The organism is Exiguobacterium sp. EF_C8 (genome assembly GCF_054956715.1).
Window position 1 is genome coordinate 2,502,598 of record NZ_CM143264.1, and the last position, 18,806, is coordinate 2,521,403.

General features: G+C 50.3%; 18 protein-coding genes and 1 pseudogene. 2 read left to right on the forward strand and 17 right to left on the reverse strand.

What is annotated here, in order from left to right:
- Positions 1–38 precede the first annotated feature (38 nt).
- The 3 genes from ACY2IG_RS13300 to ACY2IG_RS13310 are packed head-to-tail and all read right to left on the reverse strand — an operon-like array spanning position 39 to position 5,445.
- The gene (locus tag ACY2IG_RS13300) at positions 39–1,823 is read right to left on the reverse strand and encodes an acyl-CoA dehydrogenase family protein (protein WP_308101878.1); all 1,785 of its coding nucleotides are present in this window, start codon (positions 1,821–1,823) and stop codon (positions 39–41) included.
- On the reverse strand, positions 1,820–3,010 hold the full coding sequence (locus ACY2IG_RS13305; RefSeq protein WP_462618005.1) for an acetyl-CoA C-acetyltransferase: 1,191 nt from the start codon (positions 3,008–3,010) through the stop codon (positions 1,820–1,822). Before ACY2IG_RS13305 ends, ACY2IG_RS13300 begins: the two co-directional genes overlap by 4 nt.
- 17 nt (positions 3,011–3,027) lie before the next feature.
- Complete coding sequence (locus tag ACY2IG_RS13310; protein WP_462618006.1) at positions 3,028–5,445, reverse strand: 3-hydroxyacyl-CoA dehydrogenase/enoyl-CoA hydratase family protein; 2,418 nt, start codon at positions 5,443–5,445, stop codon at positions 3,028–3,030.
- Positions 5,446–5,628: 183 nt separating this feature from the next.
- Between ACY2IG_RS13310 and ACY2IG_RS13315 the strand changes: the two genes are divergently transcribed.
- A complete protein-coding gene (locus ACY2IG_RS13315) occupies positions 5,629–6,276 on the forward strand; it encodes a class I SAM-dependent methyltransferase (RefSeq protein ID WP_462618007.1) in 648 nt (215 codons plus the stop codon).
- A gap of 624 nt (positions 6,277–6,900) precedes the next feature.
- Here ACY2IG_RS13315 and ACY2IG_RS13320 read toward each other — a convergent pair.
- The 14 genes and pseudogenes from ACY2IG_RS13320 to ACY2IG_RS13385 all read right to left on the reverse strand — a co-directional run bounded on the left by ACY2IG_RS13320 (position 6,901) and on the right by ACY2IG_RS13385 (position 17,874).
- Positions 6,901–7,581 (reverse strand): hypothetical protein, encoded by a 681-nt coding sequence (locus ACY2IG_RS13320; RefSeq protein WP_368914603.1) that lies wholly within the window; start codon positions 7,579–7,581, stop codon positions 6,901–6,903.
- Between the two features lie 75 nt (positions 7,582–7,656).
- Complete coding sequence (locus tag ACY2IG_RS13325) at positions 7,657–8,475, reverse strand: DUF2785 domain-containing protein (RefSeq protein ID WP_462618008.1); 819 nt, start codon at positions 8,473–8,475, stop codon at positions 7,657–7,659.
- 59 nt (positions 8,476–8,534) lie between these two features.
- Positions 8,535–9,452, reverse strand: a complete 918-nt coding sequence (locus tag ACY2IG_RS13330) for a proline dehydrogenase family protein (RefSeq protein WP_029342446.1) — start codon at positions 9,450–9,452, stop codon at positions 8,535–8,537.
- A gap of 84 nt (positions 9,453–9,536) precedes the next feature.
- On the reverse strand, positions 9,537–10,211 hold the full coding sequence (locus tag ACY2IG_RS13335; RefSeq protein WP_290779020.1) for a TVP38/TMEM64 family protein: 675 nt from the start codon (positions 10,209–10,211) through the stop codon (positions 9,537–9,539).
- Positions 10,208–10,867 (reverse strand): PAQR family membrane homeostasis protein TrhA, encoded by a 660-nt coding sequence (gene trhA, locus ACY2IG_RS13340; RefSeq protein ID WP_035396436.1) that lies wholly within the window; start codon positions 10,865–10,867, stop codon positions 10,208–10,210. Before trhA ends, ACY2IG_RS13335 begins: the two co-directional genes overlap by 4 nt.
- 218 nt (positions 10,868–11,085) lie before the next feature.
- Positions 11,086–11,701 (reverse strand): annotated as a pseudogene (hisIE, locus tag ACY2IG_RS13345) (bifunctional phosphoribosyl-AMP cyclohydrolase/phosphoribosyl-ATP diphosphatase HisIE).
- Positions 11,698–12,447: an imidazole glycerol phosphate synthase subunit HisF gene (gene hisF / locus ACY2IG_RS13350; protein WP_023469183.1), complete on the reverse strand. Its 750-nt coding sequence runs from the start codon at positions 12,445–12,447 to the stop codon at positions 11,698–11,700. The pseudogene hisIE and the gene hisF overlap by 4 nt, the downstream one beginning before the upstream one ends.
- Positions 12,441–13,145 carry a 1-(5-phosphoribosyl)-5-[(5-phosphoribosylamino)methylideneamino]imidazole-4-carboxamide isomerase gene (gene hisA / locus ACY2IG_RS13355; protein WP_029342450.1) on the reverse strand — a complete coding sequence of 235 codons (705 nt, stop codon included), beginning with the start codon at positions 13,143–13,145 and terminating at the stop codon, positions 12,441–12,443. Before hisA ends, hisF begins: the two co-directional genes overlap by 7 nt.
- Positions 13,118–13,705: an imidazole glycerol phosphate synthase subunit HisH gene (gene hisH, locus ACY2IG_RS13360; RefSeq protein ID WP_029342451.1), complete on the reverse strand. Its 588-nt coding sequence runs from the start codon at positions 13,703–13,705 to the stop codon at positions 13,118–13,120. Before hisH ends, hisA begins: the two co-directional genes overlap by 28 nt.
- Positions 13,702–14,283, reverse strand: a complete 582-nt coding sequence (hisB, locus tag ACY2IG_RS13365; protein WP_462618009.1) for an imidazoleglycerol-phosphate dehydratase HisB — start codon at positions 14,281–14,283, stop codon at positions 13,702–13,704. Before hisB ends, hisH begins: the two co-directional genes overlap by 4 nt.
- A complete protein-coding gene (locus tag ACY2IG_RS13370) occupies positions 14,256–15,227 on the reverse strand; it encodes a pyridoxal phosphate-dependent aminotransferase (RefSeq protein ID WP_462618010.1) in 972 nt (323 codons plus the stop codon). The genes hisB and ACY2IG_RS13370 overlap by 28 nt, the downstream gene beginning before the upstream one ends.
- The gene (gene hisD, locus ACY2IG_RS13375) at positions 15,227–16,444 is read right to left on the reverse strand and encodes a histidinol dehydrogenase (protein WP_029342453.1); all 1,218 of its coding nucleotides are present in this window, start codon (positions 16,442–16,444) and stop codon (positions 15,227–15,229) included. Before hisD ends, ACY2IG_RS13370 begins: the two co-directional genes overlap by 1 nt.
- Positions 16,441–17,052: an ATP phosphoribosyltransferase gene (gene hisG / locus ACY2IG_RS13380; RefSeq protein WP_023469189.1), complete on the reverse strand. Its 612-nt coding sequence runs from the start codon at positions 17,050–17,052 to the stop codon at positions 16,441–16,443. Before hisG ends, hisD begins: the two co-directional genes overlap by 4 nt.
- Positions 17,053–17,874 carry an ATP phosphoribosyltransferase regulatory subunit gene (locus ACY2IG_RS13385; RefSeq protein WP_462618011.1) on the reverse strand — a complete coding sequence of 274 codons (822 nt, stop codon included), beginning with the start codon at positions 17,872–17,874 and terminating at the stop codon, positions 17,053–17,055.
- Positions 17,875–17,996: 122 nt separating this feature from the next.
- Here ACY2IG_RS13385 and hisJ point away from each other — a divergent pair, with 122 nt between their 5' ends.
- Positions 17,997–18,791: a histidinol-phosphatase HisJ gene (hisJ, locus tag ACY2IG_RS13390; protein ID WP_462618012.1), complete on the forward strand. Its 795-nt coding sequence runs from the start codon at positions 17,997–17,999 to the stop codon at positions 18,789–18,791.
- Positions 18,792–18,806: the final 15 nt, after the last annotated feature.

Below are 18,806 nucleotides of genomic sequence, written 5' to 3' on the forward strand. Positions count from 1 at the left end.
AGAGATTTTCCCTGCAAAGGCGAAGCGGTAAACCTGACTTAGACCGTATATTTGTTTGATTCGATGAGGCGTTTTGCGATGACGCGTTTCGTACCGATGACGTTGATCGGCTGATAACGGCTGAATTTTTTGAGTGCCGAGAGCAACATCCGGAGTTCGTCGCCGCTTGCTGCCGCGTAGAGAGTCTCTTTCGCGTCACGCTCGACAGCTTCGAATGCTTGTTGCGCGAAGACTTCCGTATAACGGACTTTCAGTTCGCTCTTCTCGATGCCTTTATCGGCAATCGCTTTGTCCGTCCGGACGATCGCTGACTCAAGCGCATAGATTGCACTCATGATGTCGGCTGTGTTCGCTAAGATCTCTTGCTCGCCTTGAAGTTTGTCCTGGTATTTCTGGACCGCTGTTCCGGCAGTCAATAAGAAGATTTTCTTCATCATCGCGAGTAAGTGACGTTCGCGATCGAGTGGCGCTGTTCCGATGTCAGTCGGCATGAAGCTCATCACTTCTTGTTGCAGACGCTGTGCTTCCGCAAGCAATGGTAACTCGCCTTTCATCGCTTTCTTCAGCAATGTTCCTGGTACGAGGAGACGGTTGATCTCGTTCGTTCCTTCAAAGATCCGGTTGATCCGTGAATCGCGGTACATGTTCTCGACTTCGTATTCTGCCATGAAGCCGTAACCACCGTGAATCTGAACCGCTTCATCGATGACATAATCAAATGTTTCCGAAGCAAAGACTTTGTTCATCGAGCATTCAATCGCATACTCCGCGATAGCATCGGCGATTTTCTTACCGTCTTTGCTCTCTTCTTCCGACAGCTGATCAAGACTATCTTGGAACAAACCACCTGTCCGGTAGACTGAGCTTTCCATCGCATACGTCTGTGCTGCCATCGTCGCGAGTTTTTCTTGAATCAATGGGAACGAGCTGATTGGTGTTTTGAACTGCTTACGTTCATTTGAGTACTGGACTGCGAGATCAATCGCCCGTTTCGATGAACCGACAGCACCAACAGCTAATTTATAACGACCGACGTTCAAGATGTTGAAGGCGATGACGTGGCCGCGTCCAATTTCACCAAGGACGTTATCGACTGGTACTTCTGCATCTTGTAAGATCAATGTCCGTGTCGATGACCCTTTGATCCCCATCTTCTGCTCCTCGACACCTGTCGAGACACCTGGATACGATCCTTCGACGAGGAAGGCTGTGAACTTGTCACCGTCGATTTTTGCGTAGACGACGAACAAGCTTGCGAAACCAGCGTTCGTGATCCATTGTTTTTCACCGTTCAAGATGTAGTGCGTGCCGGCTTCATTCAAGACAGCTGTCGTTTTGGCACCGAGAGCATCCGAACCAGAGCCCGGCTCCGTCAATGCGTACGAAGCAATCCACTCCCCTGAAGCGAGTTTCGGCAGGTATTTCTGCTTTTGCTCTTCGTTTCCGAAGAAGACGATCGGCAACGAACCGATTCCGACGTGTGCGCCGTAGCTGAGGGCGAATGAACGGCCACGTGCGAACTTTTCCGTAATGATTGAAGACGAAATCTTATCCATCTGATAGCCGCCGTATGCTTCCGGAACGTCTGCACCGAGTAGACCAAGCTCGCCTGCTTCACGGAGGAGACCGACTGATAATTCGAACTCGTGTTTTTCGATCCGGTCAAGGACAGGAACGACACGATCTTCGACGAACTTCGCTGTCATGTCACCGACCATTTTGTGTTCTTCCGAGAAATCCTCTGGTGTGAAGAGACGTTCTGGCGCTAACTCATCTAATACGAAACTGCCACCTTTGATTAATTCGTTTGTCGTTTGGCTCATTGTCCTGTTCCTCCTTCAACTAGTTCGAATACGCCTGCTGCGCCCATTCCGCCACCGATACACATCGAGACGACACCATACTGGACATTCCGACGTTTCATTTCATGCAAGAGCGTCAATGTGAGTTTTGTTCCTGTACAACCGAGTGGGTGACCGAGGGCGATCGCTCCACCGTTGACGTTGACGATGTCTTCGTTTAATCCAAGCTCGCGGATGACACCGAGTGACTGCGATGCGAACGCTTCGTTCAACTCGATCAATCCGACGTCTTCAAGCGTGATGCCTGCGAGTTCAAGTGCTTTCGGAATCGCGACGACTGGTCCGATTCCCATCACTTCCGGACGGACACCACCGACCGCAAACGACTTGAACTTTCCGAGAATCGGTAACCCTTGGCGTTCTGCTTCTTCCCGTTCCATGACGAGGACAGCAGCCGCACCGTCTGACGTCTGCGAAGAGTTCCCTGCTGTGACGCTACCGCCGAGGCGGAACGCTGGGCGAAGTTTTGCAAGACCTTCCGGTGACGAATCCGGACGAACGCCTTCATCGTGTTCGACGATGAATGTCTTCTCTTCGATTTTCAGTTCATTATTGACGAATTGTTCCGTCACCGTTACCGGGACGATTTCGTCAGCAAACTTACCAGCTGCGATAGCTGCCGCTGCTTTTTGGTGACTCTTCAACGCAAACGCATCTTGATCTTCCCGTGAGACATTGTAGGTCGCAGCGACTTGCTCCGCTGTGTGCCCCATGCTCATGTAGTATTCCGGTGCCGTGTCGACGATCGACGGATTAGGTCGGACGACGTGACCTGGCATCGGAACTTGACTCATCGATTCAAGTCCACCAGCGACAACCGCAGTTGCTTGCCCTGTCATGATCTTCATCGCCGCGTCAGCGATCGATTGTAGTCCACTTGAACAATACCGGTTGATCGTTATTGCCGGTACCTCATGGGATAAACCACCGAGGACTGAAGCGTAACGGGCAATGTTCATCCCCTGCTCTGCTTCCGGTAAGGCACATCCGAGAATGACGTCATCGACCGCTCCCGTGTAACCGGACCGTTTCAACGTTTCTTGGATGGCGATGCCTGCTAATTCATCCGAGCGCATCGATTTGAATGCGCCCTTTTTTGCTTTTCCGACCGGTGTTCGTGCACCGGCGACGATTACTGCTTCCTTCATCCGAATCCCCCCAGTCCTCAGTTACGAAGCGGCTTGCCTTTAACGAGCATGTGCTGCATCCGTTGTTGTGTCTTCATCTCACCGATCAGGCTCAAGAATGCTTCCCGTTCGATGTCGAGCATATATTGTTCATCGACGTGGCTACCGAAGGCGACGTTTCCGCCGGCGATGACGTGTGCGAGTTTACTAGCGATTTTCAAATCGTGTTCCGAGATATAGCCGCCGTAGAACATTTCGCGTGTCGCGAGTTCCAGCGTCGCTTTACCAGCACGACCGACGACTGGAATCTTCGCTTTCGCTGGTGCCGTGTAGCCGGTCCGGTCCAGTTCAAGGACGAGTTGTTTCGCATCATACGTCAAGTGATCTCGGTTCATCGAGATCTGATCAACGGAGCGGACATATCCGAGTTCGCGTGCTTCAAAGGCTGATTTTGAGACTTTTGCCATCGCGACGTTTTCGAACGTTTTTTGTGCTGCTTTCTCGATATTAACGAGTCCGTCTGGTGTGTTTTCTAACAGTCGACGGTACGTATTGACGTTTCCGCCGCCTCCTGGAATTAGACCGACACCGACTTCGACGAGACCCATGTACGTTTCAAGACCAGCTTGCAGGCGAGCTGCCGGAAGCGAGATTTCTGTACCGCCACCAAGCGTCATCCCTTGTGGAGCAGCGACGATCGGACGCGATGCGTAACGAATCTTTTGAATCGATTGTTGGAACTTGTTGATGATCCAGTCGAGTTCGAACCAGTTCTCATCTTCCGCTTCCATCAGCATCATCGCTAGGTTCGCACCGACACAGAAGTTCTTGCCATCGTTCGCGATGACAAGACCACGGTGGTTTTTCTCAACGAGATCGACTGACTGTTCGATCATCTGCATGATGTCGACACCGATTGCATTGCTCTTCGATGTGAACTCGAGGACTGCGACATCGTCACCGATATCAAGCAAGCGCGCTCCGTTGTTCTCTAGTAAAACACCGTTTGACTTCCGGACATCACGGAGGCGGATTTCCTTCGGATTGACCGTTGCTCCGACGTAGTCTTGTGTCGTTGTGTCATAATGACGACCGGACGCATCATAGAAACTCGTTTTTCCTGCTGCGAGCATCTCATCGACCCATGCTGGTACCGCGTAACCGTCTTGTTTCATCTTCACGACCGTTTTCTCGACACCAAGTGCGTCCCATGTCTCGAACGGTCCCATCTTCCAACCGAAGCCCCATTTCATCGCTTCATCGATCGCTTTGATGTCGTCTGCGATTTCTCCAGTCAGCTGAGCCGAGTAGAGCAATGTTTTCGCGTGGATCGGCCAGAGTAAGGCGCCGACACGATCTTGTGCGAAGACGACGGCTTTCAGTTTGTTTTTTGCGCCCGGAAGTGCTTTGGCTTGTCCAATTGACGGTTCAGTAAGCGCTTTCTTTTCGACGTACTCGAATGTCTCGAGATCAAGTTCAAGGATCTGTTTTCCGACTTTCTTATAGAAGCCTTGACCCGTCTTCGCACCGAGTGCTCCTTGTTCGACAAGGCGACGCATCTCAGTCGGAACCGCGAACGTCTCCTTCTCTTCGCCTCCTGGCAACAAGTCATAGACGTTGTTTGCAACGTGGACGAACGTGTCGATGCCGACGACGTCGAGTGTCCGGAACGTCGCTGACCCTGGGCGACCAAGTAATGGACCTGTGACCGAATCGACCTCCCCGATCGAATAGCCACCTTTTTTCATCTCATCCATCGTCACGAGGAGACCGTATGTCCCGATTCGGTTGCCGATGAAGTTCGGTGTATCCTTCGCAATGACGACGCCTTTCCCGAGTCGTTCCTCTGCGAATTGTTTCATAAAGTCGACGACACTCGGATCCGTGTCTGACGTTGGAATCAACTCAAGCAACTTCAGATAACGTGGTGGGTTAAAGAAGTGTGTCCCGAGGAAACGACGGTTGAACGATTCCGAGCGCCCTTTGCGCATCGCTTCAATCGAGATGCCGGATGTGTTCGAACTGACGATTGCGTCTTCCCGAATGAACGGTTCGATCGTTGCGAACAATTGCTGTTTGACGTCGAGTCGTTCGACGACGACTTCAACGATCCAGTCCGCTTCCTTCAGACGCTCTAAGTCGTCTTCTAAGTTTCCGACCTCGATGAAATCGATCAATTTTTTCGACGCGAGTGGTGCTGGATTTTGTTTCAAGAGTTTTTCGCGGTTATCGCGCGCGATGCGGGAGCGGACGCGCGGATCACTCAGCGTCAAGCCCTGCTTCTCTTCTTGTGCCGTAAGTTCTTTTGGTACGATATCAAGCATCAATGTCCGTATGCCAGCATTCGCAAGATGTGCCGCGATGCCTGCACCCATCACCCCTGAACCGATGATGACGGCGAATTGGATGTGTTTCGTCAACTGGATTGTGGTCGGCTGACCGATTTGACTCGCCATGATATACCCCCTGATTTTAAATTGAATGAATAACCATTCATTATACTGACAAAAAAAGAAGCCGAACGACTTTGGTGTGCTTCTTCTACATCTTCATCATAAATGAATAATGATTCAGTAGCAATAAAAAATCAGTCAATGGACAAATTTTCCTGTTAGACTGATAAAAAGGAGTGGTTGAAAATGAGTCAAACCGAGCATGTATGGAATCAAAAAGCCGCCGACTGGGCGGATCGCGCTGACGATATGTGGACGAACGGCAGCCGAAAAACCGTTTTGCCGTTCTTACGAAAAACGATCACCGGTGGTCGTTTGCTTGATCTCGGTTGCGGTGATGGTGCAGCCTGTCGCTTACTGACACCGGACTTTCAGACAGTCGGACTTGATGTCTCAGATGAGATGATCCGGATCGCCCGTGAAAAATCACCCGAGCAGACATTCATCGTCGGGACTGGCGAAGTGTTACCGTTCGCTGATCATGCGTTTGATGTCGTCCTCGCCGTTAACTCACTCGAATGGTCGACACGTCCCGTTCAAGTGCTACAAGAAATCGAACGCGTCGCCCCGCTTGTCGTCATCAGCCTACTCGGTCCGACAGCAGCACCTCGACAACTCGCCTACCGTCGTCTCTATGGCGAAGAAGTCGCGATGGGAAATACGATGATGCCGTGGGAATTACTGCAGCTAGCAAAAGAGTGTGGCTGGACGTTGTTCGATGAAGCAGTCATCCAAAAGGAAGGAGCCGTCATGACGGGGCATCGTCTACTTGATCAAGCACATGCTTTCTCGTGTTTATTTGCTTTTCAGACGACGGCTGTGAGGGAGAGATAAATATGTCATATAGTACTTTTTATACTTTTATTTTGATCGCTCTAGGTATCGTTTTTATCTATTACATTGAGGCTCTTAATATTTTGGAGCGATGGCAATTTTTCTTATTGTTTATGGTTTTCTTCATGGTTGTACCTGAACTCGGAAAGCGACTTTTTAGACGGTATCAAGAAAAACGATTTCATCCACAGACTGCCGTGTTCCTTATCATCCTTATATTCGCGGGTATGCTATTGTTAGGAAATATCGTGGAACCTAATTAATTGATCTCAAGAAGTAAAAGGAGTCTCCTCACTGTCTTCTCACCCGCTTTCCTCAGGCGAGACACAAGCCAGTCTTCTTCACCCTTCGGATGATGAATCCGGGTCTTGTTTGTCTCTGACAGCGCGAGATGAAACGTCGCGCTTTTTCCTGTAGGAGTCGGGTGAAGACATGTGAGGTAGCTTAAATATAATAAACGGTCTCTCACCAGGCGGTAAGAGACCATTTTTACTTAGTTCATCCAGTTCGAAACTGCAAGCCACGCTGTCTTCATCACACGAGTATCCGTAATGAGTATTGTGACTCAAGATCGTCCACTTAAGAAAAATTCGCTTAGTATTTTAAAAAGTACTTTTTACAGCTTCAATCCTCCAAGTCATATTTCAAACGAGAAAAAGAACGACTTACCTTAAAATCGAAATCAATAAGAGTACTTACATCAAATTTCTTTTGCCGATAGATTTCTTTCATGAATTGTAAGAAAATGTAGCGGCACGTATATAAATCATCTCCAGTGTCTTCTCTCATCAAAGCATAATCAATTTCTTCACCTAGCGAATCATAAACAATCGTTTCAAACTCTAAATTCGTATGCCACATAAAATCTAAAAATCCTTGTAGGACTGCCTTTTTATACATATCTAGTGGGAAAGTAGCCAAGATTTGATTTTTATAAGAAAGTTCTACTACTTTTTTTTGATAGAAAAATCGAATGATAAAGTGAGAAGAGACTTCCTCGCTCTCATATGGCAGAGACCAGTTTGATTTTTCGGTATCGTAGAATTCACTTGTTGATATACTTTTTATTAAAGAGTGCCAAAACATGTATAGCTCACTTACATGTGCGTTAAAGGGAAGTGGTTCACCATCTATACAAAAAACAACTTTTCCAGAAGGATATCCGTCAGCTCGGCCAAATGCATAATTAAATACATCGGTGTCTTTTAAATCGGTCATCTTTATAAAGCCTGGGTATTCTTGATTACTATCTAGTTCTTCTTTTTCTGGAGGAATTTCAATAAAGCTTTTAACTTCTAAATGCATAATAAAATCGCCCTTTCATTTAAGAACATACTTCCCGTCTGAGGATGCTGGGGACGTCCGTCACACTATGACTAATCATTCTCCGTGCGTTCGCTGATGTACCTGTCGCAACCACTCTTCAACCAAGACAAGACCCGATTGCTCTTCCCATTTCAGTCGGAAATAGAGTGTCTGTAGCATCTGTTTAACGTTACGATACGTCGTCCACTCCGCATCTCCCCATGTCACGTCACTCTCAAGCCACTCCTTAATATTACGTTCGATTCGTTGCAATAGGATATCTTCCGACAGTCCATGACGACAAGCTTGCAACCACGCCGTCACCATCCGGTCCGCTTCTTCATCGACATAGAGATAATCGGATCGGATCAACTGACGAATCATCGCATCAATCGCTCCGAGCTCCTCCTGTGGACGACTCGCTGGGTGCGTAAACCAAACCGCATAGACATCTGCGATATGTGCTATGCTGTGTGCCCACCCCATTCCATCAATGAATCCACGGACATCCTTTTCTTGCTCCAAATAGGTTTGTAAGTAAGTCGACAGCCGATCCAGCTGACTTTGCGTCAATAAGTGTCGGGTTTTGTCCATCACTAACAATTCAGCGAGTGCTAATGCTGAAAATGATCGCGTCAGGACAGCTGTTGTGTCCGCTGTTCCCATTCTATACATCAATCCATGCCCACTTAAAATAAAATCGAAAATTCGATTGGTGTCTTCTATCGTAAATGACTCTGATGCGATGTAGGTCGCTAACTGCGGATAGACCAATCCATCCCGCAACTCAGAATCCGTCGAACCGATATGTAGAAGCAACTCATCGAGTAACGCAGGTGTTACACTCGCGTCTTGTTGTAGCAGTTCTTTTAGCTGTTGTTCCGTTCGAGCCATTTTGTTCTCTCCCTTCTAAATTCAAAAAAGACGATGCAGCGTTGCATCGCCTTCTCTTCTTATCCTTTGACCATTCCTTTGAGAACGAAGGCAACGTTTGCCGGTCGTTCTGCTAAGCGGCGCATGAAGTAACCGTACCAGTCACGTCCATAAGGAACGTAGACACGGACTTTATAGCCTTGTTTGACGAGTTCGAGTTGACGCTCAACCCGGATGCCGAACAACATCTGGAATTCGAACTGGTCTTTTTCAATCCCGTTTTCTTTAGCGTAACGGATGACTTGCTCGATCATCGCATCGTCATGTGTTGCGACGGCAGCATAGTTTCCGAGTGATAATTGTAACTTCACGAGCTTGATGTAGTTGTGATCGACGTCTTCTTTTTCTGGGAACGCCACCGTTGCCGGCTCTTTATATGCCCCTTTAACGATCCGGAGATTCGTCTCGAAGCGACCGACGCGTTTGATATCATCTTCCGACCGGTAGAGGTATGACTGAATGACCGTACCGATGTTATCGAAAGATTGGCGCAATTCTTCAAACAGTTGAATCGTTTTTTCACAACGTGGCTCATCTTCCATGTCGATCGTGACGAAGACACCGAGTTCTTTTGCCCGTGTTAAAATCCGTTCCATGTTCGAACGAATCAAGTCGTCCGAGATATCAAGTCCGAGTGATGTCAGTTTCAACGAGAGTTGCGAGTCTAATTTTTCTTCCGCAATCATCTCAACCGCACGAATACATTCTTGTGTCATCATCTCTGCTTCCGCTACCGTCGAGATGAACTCCCCTAAATGGTCCATCGTGACGCATAATCCTTTTGCGTTCAATTCCTGGATCGCCCGTTTTGATGCTTCCAATGAATCCCCTGCCACGAAGCGACTTGCTCCGAATTTAAGCCCGTATCGCTTGGCGAGACCGTTCAATGTCTTGTTTTGCGATAAGAAGATAAAACCATCCCGTAGTACTTTTTCCATCACTCATGATTCCCCCTAAATAAATGCTAGGCTGTTTTACCGTATCGGTTCACATCTCTGCCTTTATATTATGACATAAAGCGCTTACATACGCTCTTTCTTTTGTTTATTTTTGAGAATCTGTTGTGCGACAAGTCCCACGGCAAAGAATAAGACATACAGACCGATCGCGAGGAAGAACTGCCACGAGAACGGATCACGAAGGCTTGAGCCGATATTGTTGTAAACGAACGCACCGGGAATGATCCCGATATAGTTCGCGATGGCGAACTGTTTAAAGCGGATTTTTGATAATCCGGACGCGTAGCTGATCGCGTCAAACGGAAACAGCGGAATCAACCGGACGATCAAGACGACGAGAAAGCCGTTCGTTGCAATCCGTTCGTCGAGTACGTTCAGCTTCCCTTTCCCGATCAACTTCTCAACTCCACGGCGACCGAGCAACCGGGCGATCCAAAAGCTGAGTAATCCACCCGTACCGGCACCAATAACATCAAGTAATGTCCCGAGCCACGGACCGTACGTATAGCCGCCAAAGACGGTCAAAAGACTCGCCGGAAAAAAGACGAGTGGTCGGACGGTATAAGCGAGCACATAGAGCAACATCCCTGTCAGACCTTGATTCCGTACCCAATCCGATAATGCTTGAATGTCGAATTGCTCCAACATTCCCGACATCCGGAAATACAGGAGCAATCCAAGTCCAAACATAAAATACAGCGTGATCGGGAGCCAGTCCCGGAGCCGTAGTTTCTTCATGACATCGTCGCTGGAGCAACGTAATAGAAAATCGACAGGAAGATCAACACACTACCAGCAAGGACGAACAGATGCCAAATCGCGTGGTTATACGGCAAGCGTGCCCAGACGTAAAAGATGACGCCGAGCGAGTACGCAAGTCCACCACCGAGGAGCAGTAAGAATCCTTGTAATCCAAGTGCTTCATAGATTGGCTTGATCGCAAACAGACAACACCAGCCGAGGATCAGATAAGACGCATTCGAGATCCAGACATATTTACCGGTCGAATAAAGCTTCCAGATGATGCCGAGCGTTCCGACACCCCAGACGATTCCGAGCAATGTCCAGCCGAGCGGACCACGGAGTGTGATTAAAGCGAACGGTGTATAACTACCGGCAATCAACAAATAGATGCCAGCATGATCTAAAATTTGTAGAACCTTGTTTGCTTTCGTATGCATCAGCGAATGCATCAAGGTCGAGAACAGATAAAGGAGAATCATCGTTGCCCCGAAGATACTGACAGCAGTGACGTTCCAAGCGCTGCCGGATTTCGTCGCCTGCAGGATCAACATCACGAGCGCGACGATACTGAAAATGACACCCAATCCGTGTGTAATGGCACTGGCGATCTCCTCTTTTAAGGAGTCACCTTTTGCGAGTAGCTCTTCGATCGTTTCTTTCGATTGTTGCTTGATCGTTTGCTTAAGTTCTTTTTTGGTAACCAACCGAACACCTACTTTCTAATGACACAAGACTAACACTTTGATTATACGCTCTGAAGCGACAGCGTGCCTATCGAAAGATTCTGTCGATTTGATGACAATCGTCATCTGTTTGTCTTTTCCCGCTTATACAAAAATCCACACCGCCTTTGCGATGTGGATGTCGTTTACCATTGTTCAATATCCGGGCGATCCTTGAACGTCGATTTTGTACCGTGACGTTCGTTAAGGACGGCTTCGACTTCTTTGAATGAGACACCGCGCTCAGCGAGCAAGACCGTTAAGTGATACAGCAAGTCTGCTGTCTCTTCTGCTAACGTATCGTTACCAGCGAGAACGACTTCAAATGCCTCTTCGCCGAACTTCTTCGCGATCTTCTCATATCCAGAAGCAATCAAATAGTTCGTATAGGATTCTGCTTCTTTCGCCTCAATCTTCGCTTTGACCGTCTGTTCCAGTTCGTATAACATCGGGCACCTCCACTTCCGTATAGAAACAACTACGATTTCCTGTATGGCATGTCGGACCATTCGCTTTGACCGTGATCAAGAGACTATCTTGATCACAGTCAATCCACATCCGTTTGAGTTCAAGCGTGTTCCCGCTCGTCTCCCCTTTCGTCCAGAGACGATTCTTCGTCCGCGAGAAGAAGGTGACGAGACCGGTCGCAAGCGTCTTATCATACGCCGCTTGGTCCATGAAGCCGACCATCAAGACATCGTTCGTCTGCTCGTCGACGACGACGGCAGCGACGAGTCCTTTTGAAAAATTCAATGTCGTCATCGGACTTCGACTCCCCGTTCTTTGAGGTAGGCTTTCGTTTCCGGCATCGTGTATGTCGCTTCATGGAAGATTGAAGCAGCAAGGGCTGCGTCAGCGCCCGCTTCCAAACCTTCCGCCAAGTGATCGAGTGTTCCGACCCCACCAGAAGCGATGATCGGCACGTTGACGACTTCACGCAAACGACGAATCAAGGCGAGATCATAGCCGTCTTTTGTTCCGTCAGCGTCCATTGAAGTGACGAGTAATTCACCGGCACCCAGGGCAACGGCTTCCTGTGCCCACTCGATTGCGTCACGTCCGACGGGTTGTGTGCCACCGTGTGAGAAGACACCCCACGAGTCGCCGGTCTGTTTCGCATCGATTGCGACGACTGTCGCTTGGACACCGAACAGGCGGCTGACTTCTTGAATCAGTTGTGGATTTTGAAGCGCCGACGAGTTCAGTGAGACTTTGTCAGCACCAGCACGAATCAAGCGTTTCGCGTCTTCGATCGTCTTGATTCCGCCACCGACCGTAAACGGCATATAGATGACTTCCGCGACGCGTTCGACGATATCAAGCATCGTCTCGCGCCCTTCTTGTGTTGCTGAGATATCGAGCAGAACGAGTTCGTCCGCCCCTTGCTCGTAATAGTATTTCGCGACGGCGACCGGGTCACCAAGATCACGTAAGTTTTGGAATTTGACCCCTTTGACGACACGTCCTTCCTTGACGTCAAGACAGGGAATGATCCGCTTCATCAACATACGCGTAACACCTCTTTTAAGGCGAGTGATCCGTCGAGTAACGCCCGACCGACGACCGCTCCGTCCATCCCGATTTCTTTGAGGCGCGCGACGTCATCGACTGTCGTCACACCACCGGAAGCAATCAATTCGACCCCTTCCCGTTTTAAACGATCGAGTCCATCAACGTCCGGTCCCATCATCATTCCGTCACGCGAAATATCTGTATAAAGGAACGTCTTGATGCCTTTACCGATCAAGTGTGTCATCGCCTCTTCAAGCGTCCAACCGCTCGCTTCGAGCCAGCCGCGTGTTTGAACGATGCCTTCTTTTGCATCCAAGGCAACAGCCAGTTTATCACCAGCGAGGGCAATCATCTGTTCGAGTAACGCCTCGTCTTCAAGGGCAACCGTACCGACGAGAATCCGGTCGATTCCGGCACCGACGTATGCTTCGACGGTCTCGATGTTACGGACACCACCACCCGCTTCGACGAACAAACCGGTCTCCTTTTTGATGTCGGCGATCAAGTTCAAGTGCAACGGTTCGCCGGCTTTCGCGCCATCAAGATCGATCAAGTGGATCGCTGTCGCCCCATCTTCCTTGAAGCGCTTCGCAATCGTCAACGCATCACCGAAGAATGTCTGTTGGTCAAAATCTCCTTGCTTCAGGCGTACGGCCTGTCCGCTCATTAAATCGATTGCTGGGTAGAGTTGCATGTCGTCTCTCTCCATTCCTTCAGTAGTTTCAGTCCGACTTCGCCACTCTTCTCTGGGTGGAACTGCATCCCGGTGACTTGTCCTTTTTGAACGATCGCTGGAACAAGACGTCCGTATTCAACCGCGTCGACGATCCATTCTGGGTCACAAACAGCGCCGTACGAGTGGACGAAATAGACCGCTTCGCCGTGGTTCGTCAGCTGGTGCCAACCCATGTGCGGCAAGCGGACGTCACTCGGTAGTTTTTCAATCGTTCCTGGTAAAATTCCGAGTCCTTCTGTCAGTCCATCTTCGTCACTCGATTCAAAGAGCAGTTGCATCCCGAGGCAAATCCCAAGAAACGGTTTCTTTTCCGCTTGTTCTTTTAAGAAGTCGACGAGTCCCGTTTCCTTCAGGCGCTCCATTGCTGGTGCATAAGCACCGACACCCGGTAAGACGAGTGCTTCCGCTTGGTCGAGCAACTCCGTGTCACTCGTGACGATGACTGCTTCGCCGAGCTCCTTTAACGCCCGCTCGACATTCGCGATATTCCCGACGCCATAATCGACGATTGCTATCATTGATCAATCAACCCTTTCGTAGACGGTACGCCTTCGCTCGTCACGGCAATGGCCTGACGGACGGCCCGACCGAGTGCTTTGAACAACCCTTCGATCATGTGGTGTGTGTTCGAACCATATAAGACTTCAGCATGAATCGTCATCCGGGCACTCCGTGATAAGCCTTGGAAGAACTCTTCTGCGAGTTCCGTATCAAAGTCACCGAGCTTCGGATTCTTGAAACTAGCACGGAAGACCGTGAACGGACGACCGCTGAAATCGAGCACGACCGACGCGAGTGTCTCATCCATCGGTACACGGGCTTCGCCGTAGCGTTCAATCCCGGCTTTATCGCCGAGCGCTTCCGTCAACGCTGCCCCGAGGACGATCGCTGTATCTTCGACCGTGTGGTGCGCATCGATCCACGTATCACCTTTTGCTGTCACCTTCAGACCGATCCGGGCCTGAAAGGCAAATAACGTCAGCATATGATCAAAGAACCCGACACCGGTCTTGATTTCAACGGGACCTCCTGCGAGATCGACCTCAACCTTGATGTCTGATTCTGCACTTACTCGTTCGCTTGCGCCACGCCGCATCGTAATTCCTCCTCTACACACGTTTCTAATACTTGCATCGCTTCTGGTGATCCACAACTGACACGGAATGCTTGGTCAAACAAGCGGATCCGTAATCCAGCGTCAGCACAACGCTGCATAAAACGTTCGGCTTCCGGATACTCGACATAGACGAAGTTCGCTGCACTCGGATACGTCTTGCCGATTGGCGCGAGAATCCGCTCGATCGCTTCACGGCTCGCATACGTTTCTTCTAAGACCCGATCGAGTTCCGGTTCTGCCATGATGGCGATGCCGACAGCTGCTGATAGACCAGAGACGTTGTACGGTGATTTAATCTGTTCGATTTCTTCAATGATTTGTTCGCTCGCGATGACAAAACCAAGTCGAAGCGATGCGAGTCCGAACGCTTTTGAGAGCGTCCGTAAGATGATCGCTTTCGGATATTCCTCTAGTAAATGAAGCATCGACTGTTCGAGCGCGAAGTCGATGTACGCCTCATCGATAACGACGTATTTGCCACTGTCGAGCAAGCGACGGATGTCCGCTTCCTTCCGGAGGACACCGGACGGATTGTGCGGGTGACTCAAGAAGATGATCTCACCAGGAGCTGCGATCAATCCGTCGACGTCAAGTGCCATCTCGTCGAGTAACGGTACGCGTTCAAACGGTGCCCGTGCCCGGTCAGCGTAGAACTGGTACATGACGAAGTCCGGTTCCGAGGCGATGACCGGCATCCCTGGTCCGCCGTAGCGGGCACATAAGTAGCCGATCAGCTCATCCGAGCCGTTCCCGGCGACGAGTTGCGTCGGACGGACACCAGCGTACGTCGCGTACGACGCCTTGACTTGATCGATGATCTCGACAGGATATTCATTTAAAGGGAACGTTGCAATCAATTCTTGAATCGCTTCGATCCCGACTGGACTGTGGGTCGTGAATCGTTCGTTTTGGTGTAATCGCATTAGTCTTCCCTCACTTCGATGGCTTGTGCGTGTGCTTCGAGTCCTTCGACCCGGGCAACGGTCTTCGCTGCGTTCGCGAGACGTTGTACGCCTGCGCGTGTGGCTTCGAGCATCGTCTGGTGACGCAGGAACGTCCGCGCTGATAATCCAGACGCAAAACGAGCTGTTCCGGATGTCGGTAAGACGTGGTTCGTTCCAGCGACGTAATCGCCGAGCGTTTCCGGTGTCTCGTGACCGAGGAAGATCATCCCAGCGTGACGGATCGACTTGACGACCTCTTGTGGATTGGCAACGGCAAGTTCCAAGTGTTCCGCTGCGAGACGGTTCGCTTCTTCGATCGCTTTCTCAAGTGGAGCGACGAAGACGCCACCGTTTTCCATCGCACGACGGGCAATCTCTTGACGCGGCAATTGCTGTAAGCGCCGCTCGATTTCTGCATCCACCGCTTGTTTCATCTCTTCCGTTGGCACGAAGGCGATCGCGACAGCGTCACGGTCGTGTTCGGCTTGCGCAAGGAGGTCGGCTGCGATCCGGTCCGGATGCGCTGTTTCGTCCGCGATGACGACAACTTCCGATGGACCGGCAACCGAGTCGATGCCAACAATCCCGTAGACTTGGCGTTTTGCTTCAGCAACGAAGCGGTTTCCGGGTCCGACGATCAAGTCAACGGCTTGGATGCTTTCTGTTCCAAATGTCAGCGCGGCGACCGCTTGTGCTCCACCAATCGTATAGATTTCTGTCACACCAGCGATGCGTGCCGCAACGAGAACCTCATCACTTAAGTTCGTCATCGGTGTCACCATGACGACGCGTTCGACTCCGGCAACTTTCGCTGGAATCGCGTTCATCAAGACCGTCGATGGATAACTTGCTGCACCACCCGGTACGTAGATCCCGACCGAATCAACGGGAACGAACCGTTGGCGTCGTGTCACGTCTGCTTCGACGAGTTCGATGTCAGACGGTAGTTCTTGTTCGTGCCACTCGACGAGTCGTGTCGCCATCAACTTCAACGAGTCAATCAAGTTGGCGTCTGCCTGTTCGAAGGCTTGTGTGATCCGTGTTTCACTGAGACGGAAATCTTCGAGATCGACCTGATCGAATTGGTTCGTGTAATCGCGGACAGCAGCGTCACCGTCTGTTGCGACGCGTTCGAGAATCGCGCGGACCGCGAGCTCCGTGTCGCGATCGATGCTGAATGGTTTTGTCGGTGTCATGATCGTGTCACTCCTTCTGTCAATTGCTCGAGCAAGCGGATGACTTCCACCCGCTTCCGTTTTAACGTCCATTCGCTCGTAAAGAATCGAGCGCTGATATCGATGATTTTTTCGTATTCATTTAGTCCGTTCGCCCGTAACGTCTCACCTGTCTCGACGATATCGACGATTGCGTCAGCAAGACCAAGTAACGGTGCTAGTTCAACGGATCCGTTCAACGGTACGATGTCGACGTCGACACCGAGTTCGCTGAAGTAGCGTTTTGCGATGACCGGATACTTCGTCGCAATCCGGACGCGGCGTCCGCCTTCGAATTGCAACGGTTCCTTTGCACAGACGGACATCCGGCAGACACCGAACGGTAATTCCGCGAGTTCCGATAGTTCTTGATCTGATTCCAGTAGGATATCACTGCCGGTGATCGCGACATCGAGAACGCCTTGGGCAACATACGGGATCAAATCCGATCCTTTCATGAAGACGAATTCGTGCTCGCCTCGTTTGACGATTAGTTCGCGTTCAATGGCTCCCCATGTCTCGACGCCAGCTTCTTTCAGATAACGTTCTGTCGCTTTCGACAGCCGTCCTTTCGTAATTCCGATTCGCATTTAGAGCACCTCCGCCAACCGTTCGACCGAGAATCCGATGCCGAACGCCTGTTGTTCTTGTCCGAATTGTTCATAGAGCCGGTCGTAGCGTCCACCGACGAGGACGGGTTCCGTCACACCTTCGATGAAACCGTGAATCGTGATCCCGTCATAGTACGTCTGTAAGCCCATTTGACCGAAGTCGAGATCGGCATTGACGGCTTCCGCGAGATCAAGCACGGCATTGAGTCGTGTTTCGTCAACGTACGGTAAGATCGTCTCTGCTCCTTCGCGTCCGAATAATAAAGGAAGTTTCGCGAGTAAAGCATCATCCAGTTGACCCGCGATCCGCTTCAGTTCGATGACGTTACGTAAACGGAGCATCTGCGTCACTTGGTCGCGTAAGTGGTGATCACCGACACGTGTCTCGATCAAATGCTCGATTAGACCAGCATCACCAATTGAGAGGGTGACTTCTTTTCCTGTCAGTTCCTCGACGAGTCGGACCCCGAGTTGGATTGCTTCGACTTCTGCGATTTGTCCCCGTTCCTCGAATCCGACTTGGAACTTCTCTTCCGGTTGAAAGACGGAGCCACTGTAGAAGACACGTTTATATTGTTCTCGACCACGTTCGCTGAGTGCACGCGCGACACTAGTCGTAAAATCCATCCGAATCTGTTCCCGTCCACCGATTTCCTCAATTAAGGGGGTGATTAATCGGGTATAGTTAGATTGTTCGAGTCCATCTTCGAGCTGACGGATGACCTGCTGGAGCCGCGTTGCCGAGGCACCGACGTAGTCCGTCGCTCCATCCTTGAGTCGAATCGTAGAAAATGATTGCATACTCCCACTCCTTTATCTTATTATCACTGTACCACGCTAAATTATTTAACGATAAGATACCGCGTTTCGGGCACATTGTCAATCGCTTTGCTTGCCAATTCTAAAAAATCGGAGGGTTTATCATGCAATTATTGAAATGGGACGGTCACGTCCACAGTCCATATTGTCCACACGGTACGAAGGATCCACTCGAAGCCTACATCGAGCGGGCGTTAGAGCAAGGCTTAGAACGGATCAGCTTCACGGAACACGCCCCCCTACCTGAAGGTCTGACGGACCCCGCACCGAATAACGATTCCGGAATGTCGTTCGCGACAGCCGATGCCTACCTGAAGGAATTGACACAACTCCGCGAGACATACAAGAATCAGATTGATATCCGGATCGGGATGGAGTTCGACTACTGGGAAGGGCATGTCGACGGTACGCGTGACATCATTGCCCGCTACGCTGACGTCTTAACCGACGGCATTCTTTCACTGCATTACTTATACATCGATGAGCAATATTACGGCGTCGACTTCAGCAAGGAAAGCTTCGGTGAGATCGTCACGAAACTCGGAAGCGTCACGGCGGTACACGAACGCTATTATGAAGGCATCCAAGCCCTCGTCATGACGGACCTCGGTGCACACCAGCCGAAGCGCCTCGGTCACTTAACGTTACCGACGAAGTTCATCCAAGCCTATCCGCTTGAGTCGAACCCAACGAACCTCGACGACACGTTACGGAAAATCCGTCAGGCGAACTTCACACTCGACGTCAACACGGCAGGACTCCGTAAGCCGTTATGCGGTCTTTCCTATCCTTACCCGGAACTCTTGCAAGTCACGCAGTCGTTATCGATTCCGCTCGTCTATGGATCAGATGCCCATCTCGCAAAAGATGTCGGTGCTGATTTCGATTTCAAATGGTAAAACAAAAATCCGGAT